19 protein-coding genes and 1 tRNA gene are annotated in these 21,913 nt (G+C 42.0%); 8 read left to right on the top strand and 12 right to left on the bottom strand.

Annotation, left to right across the window (positions count from 1 at the left end; genetic code table 11):
* Nucleotides 1–10: 10 nt before the first annotated feature.
* The 4 genes from DMZ48_RS08135 to DMZ48_RS08150 all read right to left on the bottom strand — a co-directional run bounded on the left by DMZ48_RS08135 (nt 11) and on the right by DMZ48_RS08150 (nt 7,087).
* Nucleotides 11–1,462: a glycoside hydrolase family 30 protein gene (locus DMZ48_RS08135; RefSeq protein WP_143954625.1), complete on the bottom strand. Its 1,452-nt coding sequence runs from the start codon at nt 1,460–1,462 to the stop codon at nt 11–13.
* Between the two features lie 100 nt (nt 1,463–1,562).
* The gene (locus DMZ48_RS08140) at nt 1,563–2,444 is read right to left on the bottom strand and encodes a hypothetical protein (protein WP_143954626.1); all 882 of its coding nucleotides are present in this window, start codon (nt 2,442–2,444) and stop codon (nt 1,563–1,565) included.
* 12 nt (nt 2,445–2,456) lie between these two features.
* Nucleotides 2,457–3,974, bottom strand: coding sequence for a RagB/SusD family nutrient uptake outer membrane protein (locus DMZ48_RS08145; RefSeq protein WP_338420298.1), 1,518 nt, complete (start codon nt 3,972–3,974; stop codon nt 2,457–2,459).
* An 8-nt stretch (nt 3,975–3,982) separates the two neighbouring features.
* A complete protein-coding gene (locus tag DMZ48_RS08150) occupies nt 3,983–7,087 on the bottom strand; it encodes a SusC/RagA family TonB-linked outer membrane protein (RefSeq protein WP_143954627.1) in 3,105 nt (1,034 codons plus the stop codon).
* A gap of 316 nt (nt 7,088–7,403) precedes the next feature.
* On the opposite strand from DMZ48_RS08150, the gene DMZ48_RS08155 reads away from it, so the two are divergent.
* Complete coding sequence (locus DMZ48_RS08155) at nt 7,404–10,289, top strand: helix-turn-helix and ligand-binding sensor domain-containing protein (protein ID WP_143954628.1); 2,886 nt, start codon at nt 7,404–7,406, stop codon at nt 10,287–10,289.
* On the opposite strand, the gene DMZ48_RS08160 is transcribed toward DMZ48_RS08155, so the two are convergent.
* The 4 genes from DMZ48_RS08160 to DMZ48_RS08175 all read right to left on the bottom strand — a co-directional run bounded on the left by DMZ48_RS08160 (nt 10,290) and on the right by DMZ48_RS08175 (nt 13,871).
* Nucleotides 10,290–11,567, bottom strand: a complete 1,278-nt coding sequence (locus DMZ48_RS08160) for an acetyl-CoA hydrolase/transferase family protein (protein WP_242009155.1) — start codon at nt 11,565–11,567, stop codon at nt 10,290–10,292.
* Between the two features lie 412 nt (nt 11,568–11,979).
* Nucleotides 11,980–12,456, bottom strand: coding sequence for a DUF305 domain-containing protein (locus tag DMZ48_RS08165; RefSeq protein WP_143954629.1), 477 nt, complete (start codon nt 12,454–12,456; stop codon nt 11,980–11,982).
* A gap of 323 nt (nt 12,457–12,779) precedes the next feature.
* A tRNA-Asp gene (locus DMZ48_RS08170) sits at nt 12,780–12,856 on the bottom strand.
* A gap of 85 nt (nt 12,857–12,941) precedes the next feature.
* A complete protein-coding gene (locus DMZ48_RS08175; RefSeq protein WP_143954630.1) occupies nt 12,942–13,871 on the bottom strand; it encodes a DUF58 domain-containing protein in 930 nt (309 codons plus the stop codon).
* Nucleotides 13,872–14,040: 169 nt separating this feature from the next.
* On the opposite strand from DMZ48_RS08175, the gene DMZ48_RS08180 reads away from it, so the two are divergent.
* From DMZ48_RS08180 to DMZ48_RS08200, 5 genes are all read left to right on the top strand, one after another.
* Nucleotides 14,041–14,919: a cell division protein FtsX gene (locus DMZ48_RS08180; protein WP_143954631.1), complete on the top strand. Its 879-nt coding sequence runs from the start codon at nt 14,041–14,043 to the stop codon at nt 14,917–14,919.
* 30 nt (nt 14,920–14,949) lie between these two features.
* Nucleotides 14,950–15,222 (top strand): DUF3098 domain-containing protein, encoded by a 273-nt coding sequence (locus DMZ48_RS08185; RefSeq protein ID WP_143954632.1) that lies wholly within the window; start codon nt 14,950–14,952, stop codon nt 15,220–15,222.
* Nucleotides 15,223–15,258: 36 nt separating this feature from the next.
* Entirely contained in the window at nt 15,259–16,056 is a 798-nt protein-coding gene (locus DMZ48_RS08190; RefSeq protein ID WP_143954633.1) for an undecaprenyl-diphosphate phosphatase, read from the top strand.
* Nucleotides 16,057–16,080: 24 nt separating this feature from the next.
* Complete coding sequence (gene truB / locus DMZ48_RS08195) at nt 16,081–16,782, top strand: tRNA pseudouridine(55) synthase TruB (RefSeq protein ID WP_143954634.1); 702 nt, start codon at nt 16,081–16,083, stop codon at nt 16,780–16,782.
* 84 nt (nt 16,783–16,866) lie between these two features.
* Nucleotides 16,867–17,538: a hypothetical protein gene (locus DMZ48_RS08200; RefSeq protein WP_242009156.1), complete on the top strand. Its 672-nt coding sequence runs from the start codon at nt 16,867–16,869 to the stop codon at nt 17,536–17,538.
* On the opposite strand, the gene DMZ48_RS08205 is transcribed toward DMZ48_RS08200, so the two are convergent.
* On the bottom strand, nt 17,521–18,141 hold the full coding sequence (locus tag DMZ48_RS08205) for a thioredoxin family protein (RefSeq protein WP_162558685.1): 621 nt from the start codon (nt 18,139–18,141) through the stop codon (nt 17,521–17,523). The genes DMZ48_RS08200 and DMZ48_RS08205 overlap by 18 nt on opposite strands.
* An 85-nt stretch (nt 18,142–18,226) precedes the next feature.
* On the opposite strand from DMZ48_RS08205, the gene DMZ48_RS08210 reads away from it, so the two are divergent.
* Together DMZ48_RS08210 and DMZ48_RS08215 are read left to right on the top strand one after the other, a co-directional pair.
* A complete protein-coding gene (locus DMZ48_RS08210) occupies nt 18,227–18,796 on the top strand; it encodes a DNA-3-methyladenine glycosylase I (RefSeq protein WP_143954637.1) in 570 nt (189 codons plus the stop codon).
* Nucleotides 18,797–18,826: 30 nt separating this feature from the next.
* Nucleotides 18,827–19,405: a hypothetical protein gene (locus tag DMZ48_RS08215; protein ID WP_143954638.1), complete on the top strand. Its 579-nt coding sequence runs from the start codon at nt 18,827–18,829 to the stop codon at nt 19,403–19,405.
* Nucleotides 19,406–19,421: 16 nt separating this feature from the next.
* Here DMZ48_RS08215 and aat read toward each other — a convergent pair whose 3' ends face one another.
* From aat to DMZ48_RS08230, 3 genes are all read right to left on the bottom strand, one after another.
* Nucleotides 19,422–20,063: a leucyl/phenylalanyl-tRNA--protein transferase gene (gene aat, locus DMZ48_RS08220; protein WP_143954639.1), complete on the bottom strand. Its 642-nt coding sequence runs from the start codon at nt 20,061–20,063 to the stop codon at nt 19,422–19,424.
* A 538-nt stretch (nt 20,064–20,601) separates the two neighbouring features.
* Nucleotides 20,602–20,976, bottom strand: a complete 375-nt coding sequence (locus tag DMZ48_RS08225; protein ID WP_143954640.1) for a DUF3127 domain-containing protein — start codon at nt 20,974–20,976, stop codon at nt 20,602–20,604.
* 13 nt (nt 20,977–20,989) lie between these two features.
* A complete protein-coding gene (locus DMZ48_RS08230; protein WP_143954641.1) occupies nt 20,990–21,880 on the bottom strand; it encodes a flavin reductase family protein in 891 nt (296 codons plus the stop codon).
* Nucleotides 21,881–21,913 lie beyond the last annotated feature (33 nt).

A 21,913-nucleotide genomic window follows, 5' to 3' on the forward strand; every position in this document is an offset into this window, starting at 1 on the left:
TGGCATAGATCTATTCCCAAACGTAAGTACCAACACTACCTGCATCGAGCGCAGTAGTGAACCACTTACCTTTCATCTTTACATTAAACTTTTTTCCAATTGTCCCATTGTTGAGGACGACAAGTACGGTCTTACCTTCAGGTGTTTTAAAGGCAACATTGGAAAGATCTCCCGGTATATTGGATGCGATCCTGATGGAACCGGAAGGCACAAAAGCGGATGCATGGGCAATGATATAATAACTAACGTTGCGGGTTATATTACCAGCACCATCAATTGTCAAGGCGCCTTTACAAACCGTACACCCTCCTTCGGTATGAGGACCAAAACCTGCATTACTTGCGAGATTCCATTCCAGTGCATTTCTACTCCAGTTTCGCATAGACCCAATGATGATATTTTTTAAATGCCATTTTAGATCGCCACCAAAATCACCATCTGAGGGAGTATATTGTTCTGTAAAATACAAATGTTTATCCGGAAATGCATTATGCACGGTACTCAATGCTGAGATATCTCCAGCATAAAGATGAAATGCCGATCCGTCTATATAAGCATTGGCTTCAGGATCGGAGAGCACTTCGATCGGATAGGAGTAATTATCACAGTTATGATCCCAGACGATGATCTTAGTCTGGAGACCAGCTGCCTCAAAAGCAGGCCCAAGATGGGTACCAACAAAAGTTGCCTGCTCAGCCGCCGTCATATACATACTGGGATTATTTCCATCATGGAGTGGTTCATTCTGAACCGTGACTGCTTCAACGGTAATACCCTGTTCTGCCATCGACTGTATATATTTTACAAAATAGGAAGCATAGACCCCGAAATAAACCTCCTGTAAACTGCCTCCAATAAAACTATTATTGTCTTTCATCCAAACCGGCGCACTCCAGGGAGAACCCAGAATATGAAGATCAGGATTGATTTCAAGAATTTCCTTTAAAACCGGAATCACAGTTTCTGTATCCGGCTCAAGACTGAAATCCTCAAGATCCGGATCGGTTTGCCCTTCGGGCATATCATTATAGGTAAACGGGACGTCATTCAGATCGGATGCCCCGATACTGATTCTAAGATAACTGACACCGATAGCGCCATTATCCATTCCAAAAAGTTCTTCGAGCAATACTTTGCGTTCCGCTTCGGGAAGCGACAATAGTACCTTTGCACTACCTCCGGTCAATGTATATCCAAAACCATCCACTTCCTGGTATTCGGAATTCGCATTGATCTCGATATCCGGATTGATATTGGGTGTGGTTCCAAATGCAAGAATATCATCCTGCTTCATGAATTTAACACTCCCGTTTTCTTTGGTCAGGTAAAAATCCACTTCATTTTCAAGTACGGGTGGTGCAGGTGGATCTACCGGCACCGGATCATCATCCGGAGTTGAGGAGGAACATCCCAGGCTTAGCGCAATAATCACAGTGCTGAGAACAATCTGGTATATCTTCATTTTTAATTTCAATTGGAATGAATTTCCCCTTGCAGGGGTTAAAATAATGTAAAGCCCGCCCTTTAAGTCGGACGGGCTTTAAAAACTAGCTAACATATAATCAACTTCCTCTGAGTTCTACGTCATCGATGGTGATCCCTTCTGGAGAGAAGGTATTTCCACCACAACGAATCACCAGATAAATCGTACCTGATGCTTCAGGAGTAAAAGTATTTGTAACACTATCGGTTTGAGAATTCTTTACACATCCTACTTCAGAAAGCGAACCTTCAAAAGGAGTCAGTGCACAACCATCCCAGGTGCTTAATCCCATGATCTTAGTGTCGGCGTATTCAGTTCCGTTCACCGGTGGTGTGGTTCCTGCATAGACTTCGAACCAGGTCTCATCAAAACTTCCACTGCTTCTTACTGCCATATCGATGGTATAGGTTCTTCCTCCTTCCACCTCGATTGCCTGGTAAAGCCCTTGCTGAGCCCAACCACCGTTGGAGTGGATAGTTGCAGAACCATCACTGAACACCCATTCAGCACCACTGGCACTGATCTCCAGGATCGTCCATTCAGCAATGTCAGCCTCCGAATCGAATCTTCCACCTTTTACAAGGTTTCCTGCAACCGGATCTGATTCATCAACGACCAATTCCTGAGATGCTGAATTTGAAAGTCCACCTCTTCCTATAGCTTCATGAACCACTTCATAGGTCCCTGCATCCGGAAGGAATATTTCATATTCAAATTTATTTTTAATCACTCTGGAACCCACCTTCCAATTGGAAGTGACTACATTTTCTGTTCCTGACTTTAACAGATAATGATTGAATTCTCCATCGACCGGAGTAATCGTAAAGGACGCATCCGCATTCGGATCTGAGAGTCCGTTCCCGTCATTGGGATCTTCAGGCGAACAACTCGTCGCCAGGCCTATTCCTGCTGCCGTCAGCAGGAAAAAAGCCCAGTGTTTATATGTGTTTATCATTCTCATTGGTCTCTGTTTTTAGTAGTTAGGATTTTGAACAAGTTGTGTGTTTTCCAGTTCCTGTAGCGGAATTGGGAAGATCTCATTCTTACCAGCTGTAAAACCACGATCGGCAAGTTCAGCTGCAGCTCGCCCTGTTCTTACAAGGTCGAACCAACGATGTCCTTCACCGGCCAGTTCTTTTCTTCTTTCGAGCATAACCGCGTCCATGGTAACCGTCACCGATGGTAATCCTACCCTGGCTCGTACCGCATCCAACAAGGCCTGAGCCCTGGCTCCGCTACCTCCAAGGGCTTCCGCCTCCAGCAGATAGGTGTCTGCCAATCGAATGGTATACACATTTTGTTTGTAGTTCAAAGCTGCCGCCCCGCCTCCGGTTGAAGTATCCGAATTAAGTGGCATGAACTTCTTCAGAAAATATCCTGTATCCTGATAACCAGGTGCGTAGCTAGCATAGCCTGCATCTGCCATCGCCTTCATATCAAAAATAGTAGCATCAAATCGAGGATCGCTTTTCAGCAGGTCATACAACTCCTGAGTAATAACGCTAAAGCTCCATCCGGAAACATAATCCGGTGCCATTGCCGTATTACTGCTCGAGTAATTTCTCGGTCCAACCATGATATTGATAGTATTTCCTTCATCAGCACCTGATCCCCAGAATCCCCAGTCAGCATTACTCTGATCGGTATGGTTCACCTCGAGGATAGACTCACTGTTGAATTTATTACTGATCACCCAAAGGTCATTGTAGTCATCCAGCAGTTTATAACCATACTTACTGGTTCCACCGGGAGTACCGTTTACCTCTGCAAAAGCTGCTGCAGCATCCGAATTCTTACCTTGAGTAAGGTAAACTTTCCCAAGGATAGCCATTACCGTTCCCTGTGTGAATCTACCGGCTTCCTCATCCAGATTCTCCAGTTGAAGTGGCAGATTTGGCAATGCTTCTTTAAGGTCGGCTTCGATCTGAGCCCAAACCTGTGAAGGCTCTGCCTGAGTAACATTATAGATCTCAGAAGCGGGTAACGGCTCTGTGATGAGGGGAATATTTCTAAACAAACGTACGAGTTCGAAATAGAAATAACCCCGTAATGCCTTCGCTTCTGCAGCAATTCTTGGTTTTTTTGATTCATCCATAGGCGCTTCCGGCAATTTTGCAAGAAGAGTGTTCGCCCTGAAGATTCCCTGGTAATAATCACTCCAGAAACTTAACGGCAGCGTAGATTCACTAATGGTGTAGTTCGAGAATGATTGAATCCCCGCACCATCGGTAGCACCACCACCTCCGGCATAGTGATCATCGGAACCCGCGTTCATCATGGTCACCATATTTTCGAATCCGCGTGACTGTTTGGCGACTACATCGTAAACCGAAACGAGTCCGGAGTATACCTGCTCCTCATTCTGATAATAGTTTGCTTCCAGAAAAGTCCCCTTAGGGTCGACCTCCAGAAAATCCTTACTGCAGGAATTCATGGTCATCGTTGCAGTAAGTCCAACCAGTGTGTATTTAATATATTTTAAATTCATCATGTTAGCTTTTAAAATTGAACATTGATTCCCAGCATTCCTGTCTTAGCCTGAGGATAGAAGCCACGATCAATTCCGAGTACTCCTCCACCGATCTCAGGATCGAAACCTGTGTATTTCGTAAAAGTCAGCAGGTTCTCTCCGGTAACATAGAGGCGCACCTTATGTAAACCTACCTTACTGATCGCATCTGCAGGAATGGTATATCCCAACTGGATGGTCTTAAATCTCAGGTAATCTCCATCTTCCAGATAAAAATCGGAAGGATTGCTGAAGTTAAGGTTCGTATCATTCAGGGTCAATCTCGGGAAGTCATTTGAAGTTCCAGCTCCGGTCCATCTTCCCATGGCTGTAGTCTGAAAATTCGCATACTGAATATCCAGACGTCTTAGTCCCTGGAAGATCTTATTTCCGGCTGCTCCCTGAGCAAAAATCATAAAATCAAAGTTCTTATAGTTCATGTTGATAGTAAAACCATAGGTGAACTTCGGAATCGAACTACCGATAAAATCACGATCATCGGAAGTGATCTGTCCGTCACCATCCGTATCTACCCATTTGAAATCTCCGGGCACGGCATTCGGTTGTATCGGAGACCCGTCAGGACCTACATAATTATTAATCTCCTCTTGAGTCTGGAAAATTCCGTTCGTTTTAAATCCATAGAAAGATCCATAAGGCTCGCCCACCTGGGTACGGGTGATCGGATAGGTACTTGACTGGAAGGTTTCTCCTCCCGACAGGTACTCGATATTATCACCCAGATAGGTAATCTCATTTTCCAGATACGAAACATTTCCGTTAACAGAAAGGTCGAAATCGCCGAAAGTATTGTTATAGCCAAGTTCGAAATCAACTCCTTTATTCACCATATCCGCAACGTTTCCAACCGGGTTTCCTGTAGCACCAACATATCCCGGAATACGCACATCACGTAAGATCCCGGTAGTTTTCTTATTATAAAGATCCAGTACCATACTGAATCGCTGGAAAAATCTCGCATCGAACCCGATGTTCGCCTGACTGGTTTCTTCCCATTTAAGATCAGGATTCGATGGAGCGTTCGGGCTATTCCCGATGGTTACCGATCCCGAGGTCCCGATCGTATAGTTACGCCCACCACCTATCGTAGACAGGTATCTGAAATCACCGATAGCATCACTACCAGTTACCCCGTAACCACCACGAATCTTAAACTGATTGACGATCTCACTTTCATTCCAGAAAGACTCATTCGTCAAGACCCATCCTAAAGAGAAGGAAGGAAAATAACCGTATTTATTATTGGAACCAAAGCGTGAAGATCCATCACGTCGAATGATCCCGGTGAAGATATATCGCTCATCATAGTTATAATTAATTCTGGAGAACAATGAAGTCACACGGTGCTCCTGATTCTCATAAGCCGATGCATTGATCTGATCTGTTGGCACATCGAAATTAAAAGATGCATCCTCCCAGCTATCCACCGGAATATCGGTATAAACCACACTACTTCCTTTGGTGATATTGTCGACATACACCCCCTGACCTACAAGTACACTCAGATCATGCTTGCCAAATTGTTTTGCATACGTAATAGTGTTCTCGAGGTTCCATCCAAAACCTTGGTTGGTACTGCGTCCGATGTTGTTCAAAGGGCGAATATTAAAGGCATTCAAATAAGAAACCGGATTAAAATATTCATCTCCCCAGTAAGCTAGTTTACCACCGAGGGTACTTCTTGCTTTTAAGCCTTCGATAAACTCTATTTCTACATAGGCGTTTCCAACAAAATTATCAGACCAGCTGTAATTACCACGGCGAGTCTCCTGATAAGCAAGAGGGTTTGTCATTTCCTGACCTACATATTCTGAGATCGCATATGGATTACCATTGGCGTCTCTCCAGATTCCAGGCTGCGTATAAGGAGCCTGTCCTGCCTTTGCAGGATCAGTGATGACGATCGGGGTAAGCGGATCCAGGTTGATAGCTGATGCCAGCGGCCCTCCGAACTCACTATTCGTATTTCCGATTCCGATAACTTTCTCTCTGGAATAACCAGCTGTCTGACCAAAGGTGATCGACTTACTAATCTTATGAGTTGAGTTCAATCGAATGTTCTTTCTGCTGTACTGAGAGATATCAGACATTACAATACCCTCCTGTTCCTGCAGTCCAAAAGAAGCATAGAAAGTAGAAACATCATTTCCACCGCTAAGACTTATCTCCTGACCGATGCGTTGAGCACTATCATTGAAAATTACATCCTGCCAGTCAGTCCCTTTACCATAAGATGCAGGGTCATCAAAAAGAAGGTTGCCGCCTGCAGCCACAGAAGCTTCATTCATCAGTGTTGCATATTGTTCACCGTTTAAGAGATCAAGTTCTCGAGCTGGTGAAGACATCCCGGCATAACCGTTATAATTTACGGTCATTTTACCGCTCTTACCTTTTTTAGTAGTGATCAGGATAACCCCGGTTGCCGCTCTCGCACCATAAATCGCTTGTGAAGCCGCATCCTTTAATACTTCGATAGACTCGATATCGGCCTGATTGAGATAACCGATCCCTCCTGCATCAACCACAACACCATCAACCACCCACAGTGGTTCGTTATTGTTCAAACTGGTAATACCACGAATACGGATCGTCGAAGAAGATCCCGGTTGTCCGGAATTAGCCGAAATGGTCACACCGGAAGTACGTCCCTGAATGGATTGTTCCACTCTGGTAATCGGAAGATTCTCCAGATCTTCAGCCTTTACGCTTGAGATCGCACCGGTAACAACACTTTTCTTTTGTGTTCCATACCCAACGACCACAACCTCGTCAAGAGCCTGAGTGTCTAACTCAAGTGATACCACCATGTTTGTTTGAGCACCCACGGTGATCTCTTTAGAGAGGTAACCCACATAACTGAACACCAAAACATCTTCAGGATTCACCTGAATCGTAAAGTTTCCGTCAAAATCGGTCACTGTTGCCCTGGTAGTAGAATTTTTAACCACCACATTTGCTCCGGGCAAAGGAATCTCATTGTCGTCCAATACCTGTCCGGTAATTGTCTTTTCCTGAGCAAATGCGAAAGATGTTACGCATAAAAAGCATAACAACATAAATTTTGCTATTCTCATAAATGATTAATATTTAGTTAGCTTATAGTTCTGATGAAATATTCAGAAATACGCAGCAATACATTGTCATATTGACAATTTTACAAGCAGCTACAACGTTTTCTAAGTAGTTTCATCGATACCAAATTTAGAATATGGCAAAATCAAGCACTATTTTTTGAATACTTCTTAATTACGTCACGTGCATACATCACCACTTCATCGCTACGTCAAACCACATAACTTACTGTTTATCAATCATCATAAATAACCCTTTTATGAAAATTTTTTGAATTGAAAGAAATTTACTTAATTAGCAAATCGTTAATTATTGCCCATGAATCCCTCAAAGGTTATAGTTTTTCTCATTATTATTCTTTTTTCCGCAACAGGATCGGGACAAGAAATCAAGTCCTTCCCCCTCATAGAATCTTTGATGAGCGAACCTGAGATCATTCATTATACCAGAAATGAGTACAAATCAGATTCGGAATTCTGGTCTGGATGTATCGATCAGAATGACATCATCTATTTTGGCAACAATGATGGCATACTTATCTATAACGGTGAAAAATGGCAAAGTCTCAGACTGCCTAACAGCTCCTCCGTAAGAACTTTGATTTGCACCTCAGACAACACCGTATATGCCGGTGGCTATAACGAGGTAGGTGTCGTGAAGAAAAATGAGGATGGAACCTATTATTATAAATCCCTGATCGATGATTATCATCTGGAAGGCCGACTGATGGAAAATCTGGAACAGGCTCATGAACTGAACAACACCCTCATCTTCCGATTCTATAATGAACTACTTGTTGTAAAGGAAAATCAGATAGTCCACCTCCCTTCCGTTCATGATTTCATGTACAGTAATGTGGTAAACGGAAAATATTACACCCACGATATGCTTGTCGGTCTCCTTGCCTTCGATCCGGTAAAGAACAACCTGAGAACCGTTATTCCTCAGGAAGAATTTCCAGGCGAAGTAATCAAGGGGTTATTCCCCACAGAAGAAGAAGATATACTTTTCCTGTTTACGGAATCCGGAAAGATCTATAAAGCAGATCTCAATAAACGGAAGCTCACTCCCTGGGAGAACCTTTTCAAAGACGGAAAACCAGACCAATTGATCTCCATTGTTAAAAAGGACGATCGCTTTTATGCCGGGACATTGGACTCGAAGCTTAAATTGCTGGATGAAAATGGAAAACTAATGGAATCTCCCGCGTCATTTTCAGATATTCAGAACAAAACCATCCTTGATATTCTTCCTGATGAGACCGGAATGTGGCTGTTATTGAACAACGGACTCGATTATTTAAACACTTCGGTGATCACCCATAAGTTTTTTAAGAACTCCAGAGTATACGACATAAAAACCTATAAGAACAAACTTTATATCGCTTCTAATCGCGGACTCTATTACGCAGATCTTACGAAGAAGTTTCTTGAACTGAAAGAGATCGAGGCTGCCCAGGGTATAGTATGGACGCTGAACGAATTCAACGGGGATCTGCTTGCCGGACATATCAAAGGACTGATGCAGATCAAAGATGACAAGGTTATTCCGATCTCCAATCTGGGCACCTGGAAGATTACAAGAATACCGGGCAGAACCGATCGCTTTCTGGCCTGTGGTTTTAACGGACTTCACCTGATTGCCGCCGAGAACGGAGGATATCGATTCATCCGAAAAATCGAAGGATTCGAAGAATCGACCAGAGATATCATCGCTTCTGATGATCCGGACACTTACTGGATCTGTCATGGATTTAAAGGAGTTTACCGAATTAAGATCAATGAGAATTATGATCATGTCTACGCTATCGAGCACTATACCGACGAGAACGGACTGGAGTCGCAATATAATGTAAATGTTTACCGCTGGAATGATCAGGTTGTCTTTACCACCAATTATGGCATCTACACCTTCAATGACAAGGATGATCGATTCGAGCCGTTTCAACCGTTGAATGAGATCCTCGACCCAACAAAAAACACCCGTAAGATACTGGAAGAAAAAGACAAGACCTGGTTCGTCGAAGACGATGTGGTTGGCTTCTTTTACAACGATTCGATTCAAAAAGGACTGCATGAAGATATTTTCTTAAGAGCAAAGGGTATTTTGAATCGCGGGATGGAAAGCATTCTTCCACTTAATGACAAACAGGTACTGGTAGGATCGACCGATGGCGTTTTCCTCTTCCAGACCTCGCAACCCAAAAAACTGAATTCCGAGACCTATATCACACGGGCTGAAGTGAACGGAGACAAAAAGAAAGACCTACTACAAATTTCAACGGAAGCAGAACCCACCACGCTACCCGACAAGACCGACCATATTCATTTTGAATTCGCCACTCCGAAACTGGCAACGATCAGTGATCTGAAGTATCAATACCGACTTATTGGGATCAGTGATGAATGGTCGGAATGGCAGGAAAACAACTACCGCGAATTCAACCACCTTAAACCGGGCGAATACGAATTTCAGGTACGCAGTAAGGACCAGACCGGAAACCTGAGTAAAACGGGCTCCTATGGCTTTATAATTCTTCCTGAATGGTATGAAACCCCGCTCTCAAGACTATTATTCCTAATGGCATTTGCGCTTATGTTATATTTGAGCTATATGTTCGTAAAACGAAAACTTGAGCGAGAAAATATAAAAGCCCAGGAAAAGACCCTGAAAGAGAAAAAATTACTGGAACTTGAAGTAGAAAGACTCCGGCTTCAAAGGGATAAGGAGCAAATCGAAAAGGCCAAATCGGACCTGGAATACGATATGATCCAGAAGAGCAAAGAGCTCGCAAACTTTACCATGCAATTGGTCAATAAAAAAGATATTTTCAATGAAATCCAGTCAGACCTTAAAGAGTTGCGTAATGTGGTACGCACCAAGATCTCCAGAGAGAAAGTAACCGAGATCTTTCGCAAGCTGCATCAGCATAAGATCGGAGAGGAATATATGGAAGTATTTGATGTAAACTTTGAAACTGTCCATCATGAATTCTTCGAAAAACTAAATGAAAATCACCCAAACCTCTCCAAAAGAGATCAACGATTATGCGCTTTCATCATTATGGACCTCACCAACAAAGAGATTGCACCTTTACTCAACCTTTCTGTTCGCGGAGTAGAAACACTTCGTTACCGGGTGCGCAAGAAACTGGAACTCGACCATGATGACAAACTCTATGATTACCTGAAAAACCTCAGTTGATCACTCCGACCAGTTTCTAAAACGGTCAAACGCAGCTCGCTCCAGTTCCTCTCTAAAATCCGGATGTGCAATTTCAATAAGTGCTTTTGCACGCTGTCTCAGGTTCTTTCCGAAAAGATCAGCCGACCCAAATTCGGTGACCACATGATGCACATGCGCTCTGGTAGTGGTAACTCCAGCCCCCATCTTAAGGTATGGCGTGATCTTGGACAACCCTTTTGGCGAAAGTGAAGGCATACCAAAAATAGGTTTCCCCCCTTCAGACAAAGAAGCACCACGAATAAAATCCATCTGCCCTCCTACTCCGGAGTAATGCATACTTCCAATGGTATCGGCACAAACCTGACCGGTAAGATCAATCTCAATAGCACTATTGATCGCCGTCATTTTCGGATTTCTGCGTATTACCGAGGTATCATTGGTATAGGCTGCTTCTTTAAAATGAACCATGGGATTATCATCGATAAAGTCATAAAGCCTGCCTGACCCCATCGCAAAGCACGTAACGATCTTTCCTTTCTTAACTCCTTTCTCTTCTCCAGTAATCACACCTTTCTCGACCAGCGGTAAAATACCGTCAGAAAACATTTCGGTATGCACTCCAAGTCGCTGATGACCGGTTAGGTTCCGCAGAACCGCATCTGGTATGTTACCGATTCCCATTTGTAAGGTAGCACCATCTTCGATCAGAGAGGCGATATTCCTCCCTACCAAAGCCTCGGTTTCAGTGACTTCTGTAGGCTCAACACTGTAAATACCTGATTCCAGCACTACGGCCAGATCGATCTCACTTTCATGAATTATGCCATCCCCGTGTGTTCTGGGCACCATAGGGTTCACATGGGCCACAACTTTTTTAGCCATTTGGATCGCCGGTATGGTAACATCAACCGATGCGCCCAAGGAACAATATCCATGTTTATCCGGCGGAGAAACCTGGATAAAGGCAACATCGATAGGAAGTATCCCTTTTCGAAACAACAGATGAACCTCACTGAGAAATATGGGGATATAATCAGCATTCCCGTTGTTGACCGCCTTCCGAATATTCTTACCCACAAAAAGGCTGTTTACCCTAAATGAATCACTATAGGGTTCTTCGGTATATCTCGCCACTCCATTGGTGTGGATCTGAATGATCTCAACTTCCTTTAATTCGCGATAACGCTCACACAGTTCATTGATGAGAATATTCGGTGTCATCGCCGCCCCCTGAAAGAAAACCCGATCTCCCGATTTCACCACTGATACCGCCTCCTGTAACTCTGCAACTTTCACCTTACCTGATTTTCAGCAAAATTATAGCTATTCGGAAGATCTAAAAATGATAAAGATCAGCTAATATTTCTTGAGAAGAACCAGAAACATTCCTATATAACAGAAACCATTTTCCTGGAAAAATACGAGTATAAAAAAAGCCTTCAACACTTGCATAAACAAGCGGAAAGCCTTTCATTGGTTTAACTACTAAACCTTGATCACGAAGAACGTGATCAACAACACAACTTATTTTTCAAACTATAAGCCTTGCAGGCCTCTTAGTTTGGGCGACTTGGTTGACCGCCTGTATATTTTTATACTTTTCTTCAACGAACGTTGCGCTCATAAGAGCTCAATGGTTGCAAATATACATTTTCTTCCCGTACGAGAAAACATTTAGGGGGGATTAAAAATTCAACACGTTCCAGCATTACTCAGAATCACCCTCCAGACGCCTAATCATCTGCTTCATTTCAGCGATCTCCCGTTCCTGAGCTTCGATGATTTCGCCTGCAAGCTTTTTCACTTCAGGATCCTGAATATCCGCCCTGTTACTGGTAAGTATCGCAATCGAATGATGCGGAATCATTGCCTTTAACCAAAGGAGATCTCCGATAGGTTTTTGTGCCCGTACCAAATAGAGCGAACCGAAGAATAGCACAACACTTCCGGCGATCAGGAACATATTCTTATTCCGGTCTCTGTACATGTTTCGCATAAAAAGAAACATGACCACTGCCATTGTTGCGATTCCCATACAAGCCATATAGAAGCGGGTCAGACTAAAATAAACATGATCGATTTTATAGATATTGAGATACATCGTTCCATACATCGCCACAAACGAGACGGCAAGCATCATGAAAAAGGTACGATAACTCCCCTGAGATTTGTTCTTATGATCCATTTTGTAGTTTTTAAATTTTCCTGTTCAACACGAAGAGGCCCAAAAAGAATAAGCAAGGAACCTCCCGAATAAGATAAGTAACATTACAGGCAACCACAAATTCCTTTAAATTGATTTTAACCAATATGCGATAAATAGCAACGTAGATAACCCTCATAAATGAATGCATACTTCAGCTGCTCTGAAATCTATTGCTTAAGGGCATTAAAACGGATCTGGATTTTTTTACGAAACCTGAAGACACCAGCGCAGGAGGCAAACCGGAGTTAAATTACAAGCATAAAAAAACCCTGCTAATTTATGTTAGCAGGGCTTCTTTTTGTTGGCGGTCTGGACGGGACTCGAACCCGCGACCCCATGCGTGACAGGCATGTATTCTAACCAACTGAACTACCAGACCTTTCTTGATTGCGGATGCAAATATACACCCCTTTTTATATTTCACAAACGTTTTTGAGTAAAAAAATGAAATTAATTTTTAGGGCTTACACAAACTTTTGTCTTTCAATTATATAGGTATATAAAATTTTATTCAAATCTTTTGAGATATCGGCTTCAACGTATTTAATTCGATACTTCGCACAGGTAAGCCGGATATCATTCACATAAGTTGCCACCTTCTTTTCATAGGCAGACTTAACATTCTCTGCAAATAGATCAATAACTTCTCCGGTCTCTACATCGGTAAATCTCCGCGGGGTATTATCAAAATCAAAATGGTATTCACTGGCTTTATCCATTACATGAAAAAGAATCACTTCATGTTTATTATATTTTAAATGCTGGAGTGCAGAAAAAAGCCTTGATTTATCGGTCTCCGTCTGAAACATATCGGTAAATACAAAGATCATACTTCTACGATGGATCTTCTCTGCAATCTGATGCAGAAAAGTGTATGTATGCGTAGGCTTTCCGTAACCAGCGGGTTCAGATAATCCTTCCAAAGCCGTCATCAACTGATGAAAATGCCGGTCACTTCCTTTTTCACTGGCATAGAATTCATAGTCGTCGGAATACACACTGAGACCGACCGCATCGCGCTGACGCTTCAGCAATGTCATCAGAGCACCGGCCGCCAGTACGGAAAAACCGATCTTATTGTACTCCGTTACCGATTGTCTTTTCATTGCGGGATAATGCATGGAAGAACTGTTATCGATAATAAGGTGACACCGGAGATTAGTCTCCTCCTCATACTTTTTGACATAGAGTTTTTCCGTCTTAGCAAATCTTTTCCAGTCGATATGCCGGGTACTCTCCCCCCTGTTGTAGATCTTATGCTCTGCAAACTCTGAGGAAAATCCATGAAACGGACTCTTATGCATGCCACTGATAAAACCTTCCACGACCTGATTTGCCAGTAATTCGAGATTACTGAAAAGATTAAGCTTATTGATTTCCGATTGAATATTCATAGATAAATTTCTAAAGACTGCAATTATCACAGCTTCGATTCGTTAGCATTGTAATAAAGAACGGATGATCAATATAAGATAATGTTAGGTATCTTCGACCATTCGTATTTCATTATTCTTTAATAATAAAATTACTTTATTACTTTTACACATCCAATTTTTGCAGTGTATGAGCAATTCCTTTGAACGTTATCAGAAACGCAAACTTATTTCCTCTTATTTTTCGGTGATACTCAGTATCGCCCTGGTACTGTTTCTCCTGGGTGTTCTCGGACTTCTGGTACTCAATACCAAAAAGCTCGCGGATCATTTCAAGGAACAGGTTGCTATTTCTGTTTTTCTTAAAGACAGCGCAAAGGAAGTAGAGATCAACCAATTGCAGAAAAGTCTTGCTATGGCCGACTATACCCGTTCTGCCGAATTCGTTTCCAAAGATGATGCTGCTGAAGAACACAGCAAGGAGATCGGGGAGAACTTTTTGGAATTCCTGGGATATAATCCATTACAGAACTCTATCGACGTTCATTTGAACGCAGCTTATGTTTCCACTGACAGCATTCAAAAAATCGCAGATCATATTGCTGAAAAGGATTTCGTTGCCGAAGTAGCCTATGACAGTCCATTGATCTCACTGCTTAACGAAAATGTGAAACGCATGAGTTTCTGGATACTGATCGCCAGCGGGGTCTTTACACTGATTGCTGTCTTGCTGATCAACAGTTCGATCAGACTCTCCGTATACTCCAAAAGATTCATCATTAAGACCATGCAAATGGTCGGGGCTACCAAGCGATTTATACGTCGTCCGTTTATCTGGAAAAGTATAAAACTGGGGATGGTAGGATCTCTGATCGCGATCATCGCCATGGGATCATTGCTTTATTATGCGGATATCAGATTCCCTCAGCTCGGACTTTTGTCAGACCCAATTCATCTGGCGATACTTTTTGGAGGAATATTTCTAACAGGTATTGTTATTACGTGGATTAGCACTTATATTGCAACACAACGATTTCTCAATCTCAGAACTGACGATCTCTATTATTAAAACAAAGGGCTCACCGATAAATTATTAACCATGAAGAAGAAATTACAGGAACTGAAAAAAATGGAAAACGAGAAGGAATTCATCTTTCAAAGGAAGAATTACATCTTTATGTTCATCGGGTTGGGACTTATCGCTTTAGGATTTATCCTGATGATTGGCGGAGGTAGTGACGACCCTAATGTTTTCAATCCCGATATCTATAGCTTCAGAAGAATTCGACTCGCTCCAACTCTGGTATTGTTGGGTTTTGCCGTTGAGGCTTATGCAATCCTCATGAATCCTAATAAAAAATCATCCAAATAATTCCAGCCCAAGGCACTGAATACCGCACCTGAAACTATGGAGATACTCGACGCGATCATTCTTGGCATCATTCAAGGACTTACAGAATTTCTGCCGGTTTCATCCAGTGGCCATCTCGAATTAGGTAAGGTGTTACTCGGAGAGCACTCCATTCCCCAGGAAAGCATGTTATTTACGGTGATCTTACACTTTGCAACCGCACTGAGTACGATCGTGGTTTTCAGAAGGGATATCACAACCCTACTACAGGGAGTTTTCAGCAGTGGGTGGAATGAGGACAAAAAATTCGCTCTTAAAATCATCCTGTCGATGATACCTGCAGCATTGATCGGATATTTTTTCGAAGCCCAGCTGGAATCATTATTCGGAGGCAACATTTTACTGGTGGGCTTTATGCTTATTGTTACAGCATTGCTACTCTATCTTGCAGACAAGGCTAAAAGCACCGGTAAAGAAGTTTCTAACACCAATGCCTTTGTCATAGGTGTCTCTCAGGCTATCGCCATGCTTCCGGGCATCTCACGTTCCGGAGCGACTATCTCAACCTCCGTACTCCTCGGAAACGATAAGGCAAAAGCTGCCCGTTTCTCATTTCTTATGGTCGTTCCACTCATTTTCGGAAAGATTGTAAAGGATACCTTATCCGGAGAGATCAGTCTGGAAAGCAATCACCTCAATAGTTTGCTGATCGGATTTATCGCAGCTTTTATTTCCGGAATGATCGCCTGCACCTGGATGATCAAACTCGTTCGCAACAGTAAACTGGTATATTTTTCGGTATATTGCTTTATCGTTGGTATCCTCTCCATTGTTCTTGGCTATTATTATATGTAATTTTGCAGCTGATAAAAACAGCGTATGTCGTATTCCGAAACTGAATTCAAGGATGGTAAAATACTATTGATCGATAAACCTCTGAAATGGAGCTCATTTCAGGCGGTAAACAAGATCAAGTGGGCTTTGAAGAAAAAGTTCGACCTTAAAAAGATCAAAGTGGGACATGCCGGAACTCTCGACCCACTTGCAACAGGCCTTCTTGTCATCTGCACAGGTAAATTCACCAAAAAAATTCCCGAATTACAGGGACAGATCAAAGAGTACACAGGCACGATCACCGTTGGCGCGACACGACCATCTTACGATATGGAGACCGAGATCGATGAAACTTTTAAAACTTCCCATATAACGAATGAATTGATCACAGAATCGGTACCACATTTTATAGGCTCAATCGAACAATATCCCCCTGTATTCTCAGCATTGAAAAAAGATGGTAAACGCCTCTATGAATTTGCCCGGGAAGGCAAAGAAGTAGAAATCCAACCGCGTACTATAGAAATTAACGAATTTGAAATCACACGGATTGCTCTCCCGGAAATAGACTTCAGAGTTGTATGCAGTAAAGGTACTTATATTCGCTCTCTTGCCCATGATTTCGGCAAAAAACTGGGGTCCGGAGCCTATCTTTCTGCACTTAGGAGAACCAAAATAGGTGATTTCAACGTAAATAATGCATTCGGTCCGGAACAATTTACCGATGATCTTCTGGCTGAAGATTAAAATTTTTATTTATATTTAAGGTCCAAGTCTATTAATATGAACCTAAGCAACAAGCAATTATCACTTATAATTTCCTTCTGTCTGATGGGGATAATTGTATTGATTGCATTCAATATTCAACTCCGCGACAAACAAGAAGAAGAATTTCTTTACGAGATGAGTTTTGATGAAGAGCTTCTGGAAGAACCTGAAGAATTACAGGAAGAGGCTAAAATGACCGAACTCGAAACCCATATGGCCTATAACGAGGCTGCTGCAGAAAATAAATACACCAAGGAGATCGAGGACTTCAAAACTTTGGAGGAGATCAAACAGGAACTTGCAGACAGACAGGCTGAAGATTCCGGAGAAGAGCTCAATGAACTTTCAGAGAACATGGGTCTGGCAAAAGAATATACGGAGCGCCTTAAAAAACAGAAGGAGATGCTTGAAAAGAATCAGGCGAAAGAAGAGGAAGACAAACCGGTCAATATCAAAAGACGCACGACCATCTCCTACTCTATGGTAAACCGAAACCATCTTGATCTGCCGAACCCGATCTATACCTGCGAAAGCTTTGGTAAAGTCGTGATCAATATTACTATTGACAGTAAAGGAAAAGTTATAGACGCCAGCTTTAACGAACACAGTTCAACCACCAGCAATGGTTGTCTTGTAGAAAATGCTATCTACTATGCAGAAAGGTCCCGTTTTAATGCCGACCTTTCCAAACCGGAACAGATCGGTTCGATCACCTACCTATTTCAGGGAGAGTAACTGCAAAAGGTCTGTTACTGTAGTATTCCCTTTATCCTTGTTATACCACATTTGAATCTCACTTCGGAACTCAGGAGTTATCTTCCCAAAGTTATCTTTAAATTCATTCACTTTATCTCTAAGTGTTGAAGGTCGTGGCCCCCATTCAAAGATCACTTCTTCCGTACGATCATCAATTGCGATTAGCTTTGGAATCGAACGTGCACCCTCCGTCAGAAAACTATTCATGAGGTTTTCATGCTCATCCCTTAAAACAATCTTCATCGAGATCTTAGAATTCACCTCCGTCATTTGTTGCAGAACAGGCAGCACATGTGCTGCATCGCCACACCATCCTTCAGAGATCACAAGCCAGGTTTGCTCACCCTTATATTCCTCCAGCGCGGCAATCTGATCTTTTTTTAGCTCAAAACGCTTTTCCCATCGGTCCATTCGTTTCTCATTGAGCAATGTATAATCCAAAAAAGATTGGGACTGAGTTTCGCCTGTGACTTTATCTTTTGCCAAAAGGTCCTTAATCAATTTCCGGTATTCCGAATAGGACAACCCTTTCTGTTTCGCTTCTATTAAAATTTCCTGAATATTATCGGGGGAGATGATCACTATCTTATGTTTTTTATAAGTTGAATACCGTATCTTAGTAGCAGGACTTCCAATTCCTTACAGATAAATTTATGATTGCAAATATATGAAACGATGCGGATGGTGCGAAGGCGATGCACTATATGAGGAATATCACGATACCGAATGGGGTGTTCCGGTTAAGGATGATGATAAACTATTCGAATTTCTTATCCTTGAAACCTTTCAGGCCGGACTAAGCTGGATCACCATATTAAGACGAAGAGAGAACTTCAGAAAAGCGCTTGATAATTTTGATTATCGCAAGATCGCTACATACGGACCTGAAAAAATAGAAGCACTGGAGAACGACAGCAGCATTATTCGCAATAAGCTCAAAATAAGAGCGACCATCAGCAATGCCCTGGCATTCCAGGAAATTCAGTCTGAATTTGGAAGTTTCAGCAATTATATCTGGGGATTTGTAGATCACAAGCCGATTGTTAACGAACTCGACCATTATAAATTGGCTCCGGCCAATACGGCACTATCAGACAGGATCAGTAAAGATCTGAAAAAGCGCGGCTTCAAATTCGTCGGTAGCACGGTTATTTATGCCCATATGCAAGCCACGGGCATGGTAAACGATCACGAAAAAGGCTGCTTCAGGTATGAAGAGGTGAATCGTTTACACTGATTACTAATAAAGAACTTATCCGCTGTGATTATGAAATGTTCAGTATTCAATCTTACAATTTTATCAATAGTATTCGCGATTTTAAGCTTCCATGACACCTATGCGCAATCAGAAGAGGCGGAGGAACCTCAATATTTAAGTGCCGGTCTGGAAGTCGATGTTCTTCCCTATGTTCTAAATGGCTATATGGGAGCGGCCTGGGTCAGTAAAAATCATTTCAGGCTAAGGGCGCTCTTCGCTCATGTAAAAATGCCTGATTTTATAACCCCCGATGAATTCACCAATAACAAGATCAATTCCTTTGCTTTTCTCCTCGACTATTACCAAAAAAAGGATCTTTCGGGATTCTGGATAGGAGGCGGACCAGTCATTTGGGATGGAAGCATTCAATCTGAGCAAAGAAGATCCAGTGTTAAATACAAAAGTTACCTGTTGAACGGAAGTATCGGGTATTCCCTGTTTCTGACCAAAAACCTGTATTTAAGTCCGTGGGCCGGGCTTAGTTTTCGTTTTGCAGGCGACAAGAATATAACGGTCGATGGTTATGATTATGACCCACCCTTTCTCAATCCGGAATTATCCTTGAAATTAGGCTGGCGATTCTTCTAAAACCCAACGTTAGTATTCAGACTTCCTTTTTAAGAATTCTAAGAAATTCATCTCTGGGAATTTCGTCAGCACCCAGACTCGCGAGATGATTGGTATAGATCTGGCAATCGATCAATTTATATCCATTTTCTTCAAGATCCTTTACCAAAGTTATGAATCCATATTTGGAGGCATTACTAACCTTAGAAAACATACTTTCTCCACAAAATACATGACCCAGATCAACACCGTATAAGCCCCCGACCAATTCTTCACCGTCCCACACCTCAACAGACCTTGCTCTCCCTTTACGATAGAGTCCACAATAAGCTTCGATCATTTCTTCGGTTATCCAGGTACCCGACTGACCGCTTCTCTTCATTTCAGCACAGGAGCGTATCACATTTTCAAAGGCAGTATTATAGGTTACTCTGAATCGCCTCTGACGAAGTAATTGCCGCATACTCTTCGTAATACGAATCTCACCAGGAAACAATACCATCCGTGGATCTGGAGACCACCACAGTACAGGAGACCCCCCTTCAAACCAAGGGAAGATACCTTTCTCATACGCTTGTATGAGTCTTGATTCCGTAAGTTTACCTCCAATTGCCAATACTCCTTCAGGATCGGCATAGGAGACAGGAGGAAAATCCATATCATCAGTTAGAAAAATCATAAAAACTATGAATTATGAAAAAATATCAATTATTACCCTGTTTTTTAAACTATAAATTTGCGTATTAACAAATTTTATCAGACTTTTGTTAATGCCTTTACAACCAATTATTTTCATCATTGCTTTTTGAGTTTACAGTAAAGGCAAACCTAAAACCACAACATTAAGTCCCGGCAACCTCCGGGACTTTTTACTTCTATATATCCAGCACATTTCATTTCAGAAACAGATCATTATTATCTATAACGAACCCTCATTTAATAAAAGTGTTCCTTATAAAACATCATTAAAAAACAATTTCGGAATAGTTGAGGGAACTTTGTTTCACTAACTGACAATCAGTAAATTATAAAATTAATTACAATTCTTGTCATATACTAATGAAAGGCAGTAATTTAAGAAAAATACTGCAATTTAAATAAATAATACGCTACAGAGGCACTTTGAATCCTGTAAAAATACTTCGCAGTTTCAGATACAGAAAAGGCCATCTGAAACCAGATAGCCTTATTACTTATTTTATGATGTAACCAACACCTTAGAAAGGCAGGTCATCATGGTCTTCTTCTTTAAAGTCACTTACAGGTTCAAATGCATCCATCGGCGGAACCGGAGGCATGGCATTAGGTGCTGCTTGTTCCAGATTTTCAATTCTCCAACCCTGAATAGAGTTAAAATATTTGGTTTCTCCCTGTGGATTCACCCATTCACGCCCTCTCAGATTGATACTAACTTTAACCTGCTGACCGGTATTGAAACTATTCAACAGATCACATTTATCCTGAACGAATTCGATTAGCAGGTGTTGTGGATACTGTTCTTCGGTAGTGAGTACCATTTCGCGTTTTCTAAAACCATTACCACCAAAGGTTTTAGTCTCATCGATCATTTTAACTCTTCCTTGAATTTCCATATTATCTCCTTATTTAATTCTTTATACTTTGCCTGGCCAATAACAGTTTCCAGGCGTCTTCTACTCGATTCTCTTTTAAATATCGCGATGCAAGTCCATGGATCTCGCCTTCATCATCACTACTCAGCACCCCTTTAACTTCAATAGATTCCTCAACGAATTGCGCTACGACTTCCTTACCCGGAAGTTCGGAAATATTCCCCAACATACCTAATTCGTTACCAGTCAGAAATTTACTATATCTGATCGATGATGGAATATTATCAACCCCTATACCAGGTATTGACAAAGGCTTTGGTACTTCGAACATACCTTGATTAGACCTGCTGTACCAGTTACCTCCCATCCGACTCACAAGATCAATCTTATGCTGGTCGATGGTATTTCCATCTTCACTCAGTACTTCTTCACTGATATGCATGCGCAAAACCTCGCAGATGATCAGATTCCCGGCTCCTCCTTCATCGCCCAAAGCGACGACTTCGTTCACCTTACATTCCATTTGAACCGGTGATTCAGCTACTCGAAAAGGGCTTACCAAATCAGATTTCAACATGGTAAAACCACCTTTTTCAAATTCATTGACTCCTTTCGGGTACTCACTGCTACTCAGTGACATCTGCTGAACGATCTCATAGCTCACAACATTAATGACCACCTCAGGGACTTCCCTGCAGTTTTCAAGTGTGTGTTTTTCGGTATTATCTCTTACTCTACGTGCGGGAGAAAAGATCAATATCGGCGGGTTTGCACTAAAAACGTTAAAAAAACTGAATGGAGAAAGGTTCACACGACCATCTTTGTCAATCGTACTGGCAAAAGCAATAGGCCTTGGTCCTACTGCACCGAGTAAATATCCGTGTAATTTAGCTGTGGTTACCTCTCCAGGGGAAATTGTGAGCATTCAACAATTTTAAGCAAAAATAACCATTCTCTC

Origin of the sequence: Robertkochia solimangrovi (assembly GCF_007279655.1) — a bacterium.
Taxonomy (GTDB): Bacteria; Bacteroidota; Bacteroidia; order Flavobacteriales; family Flavobacteriaceae; genus Robertkochia; species Robertkochia solimangrovi.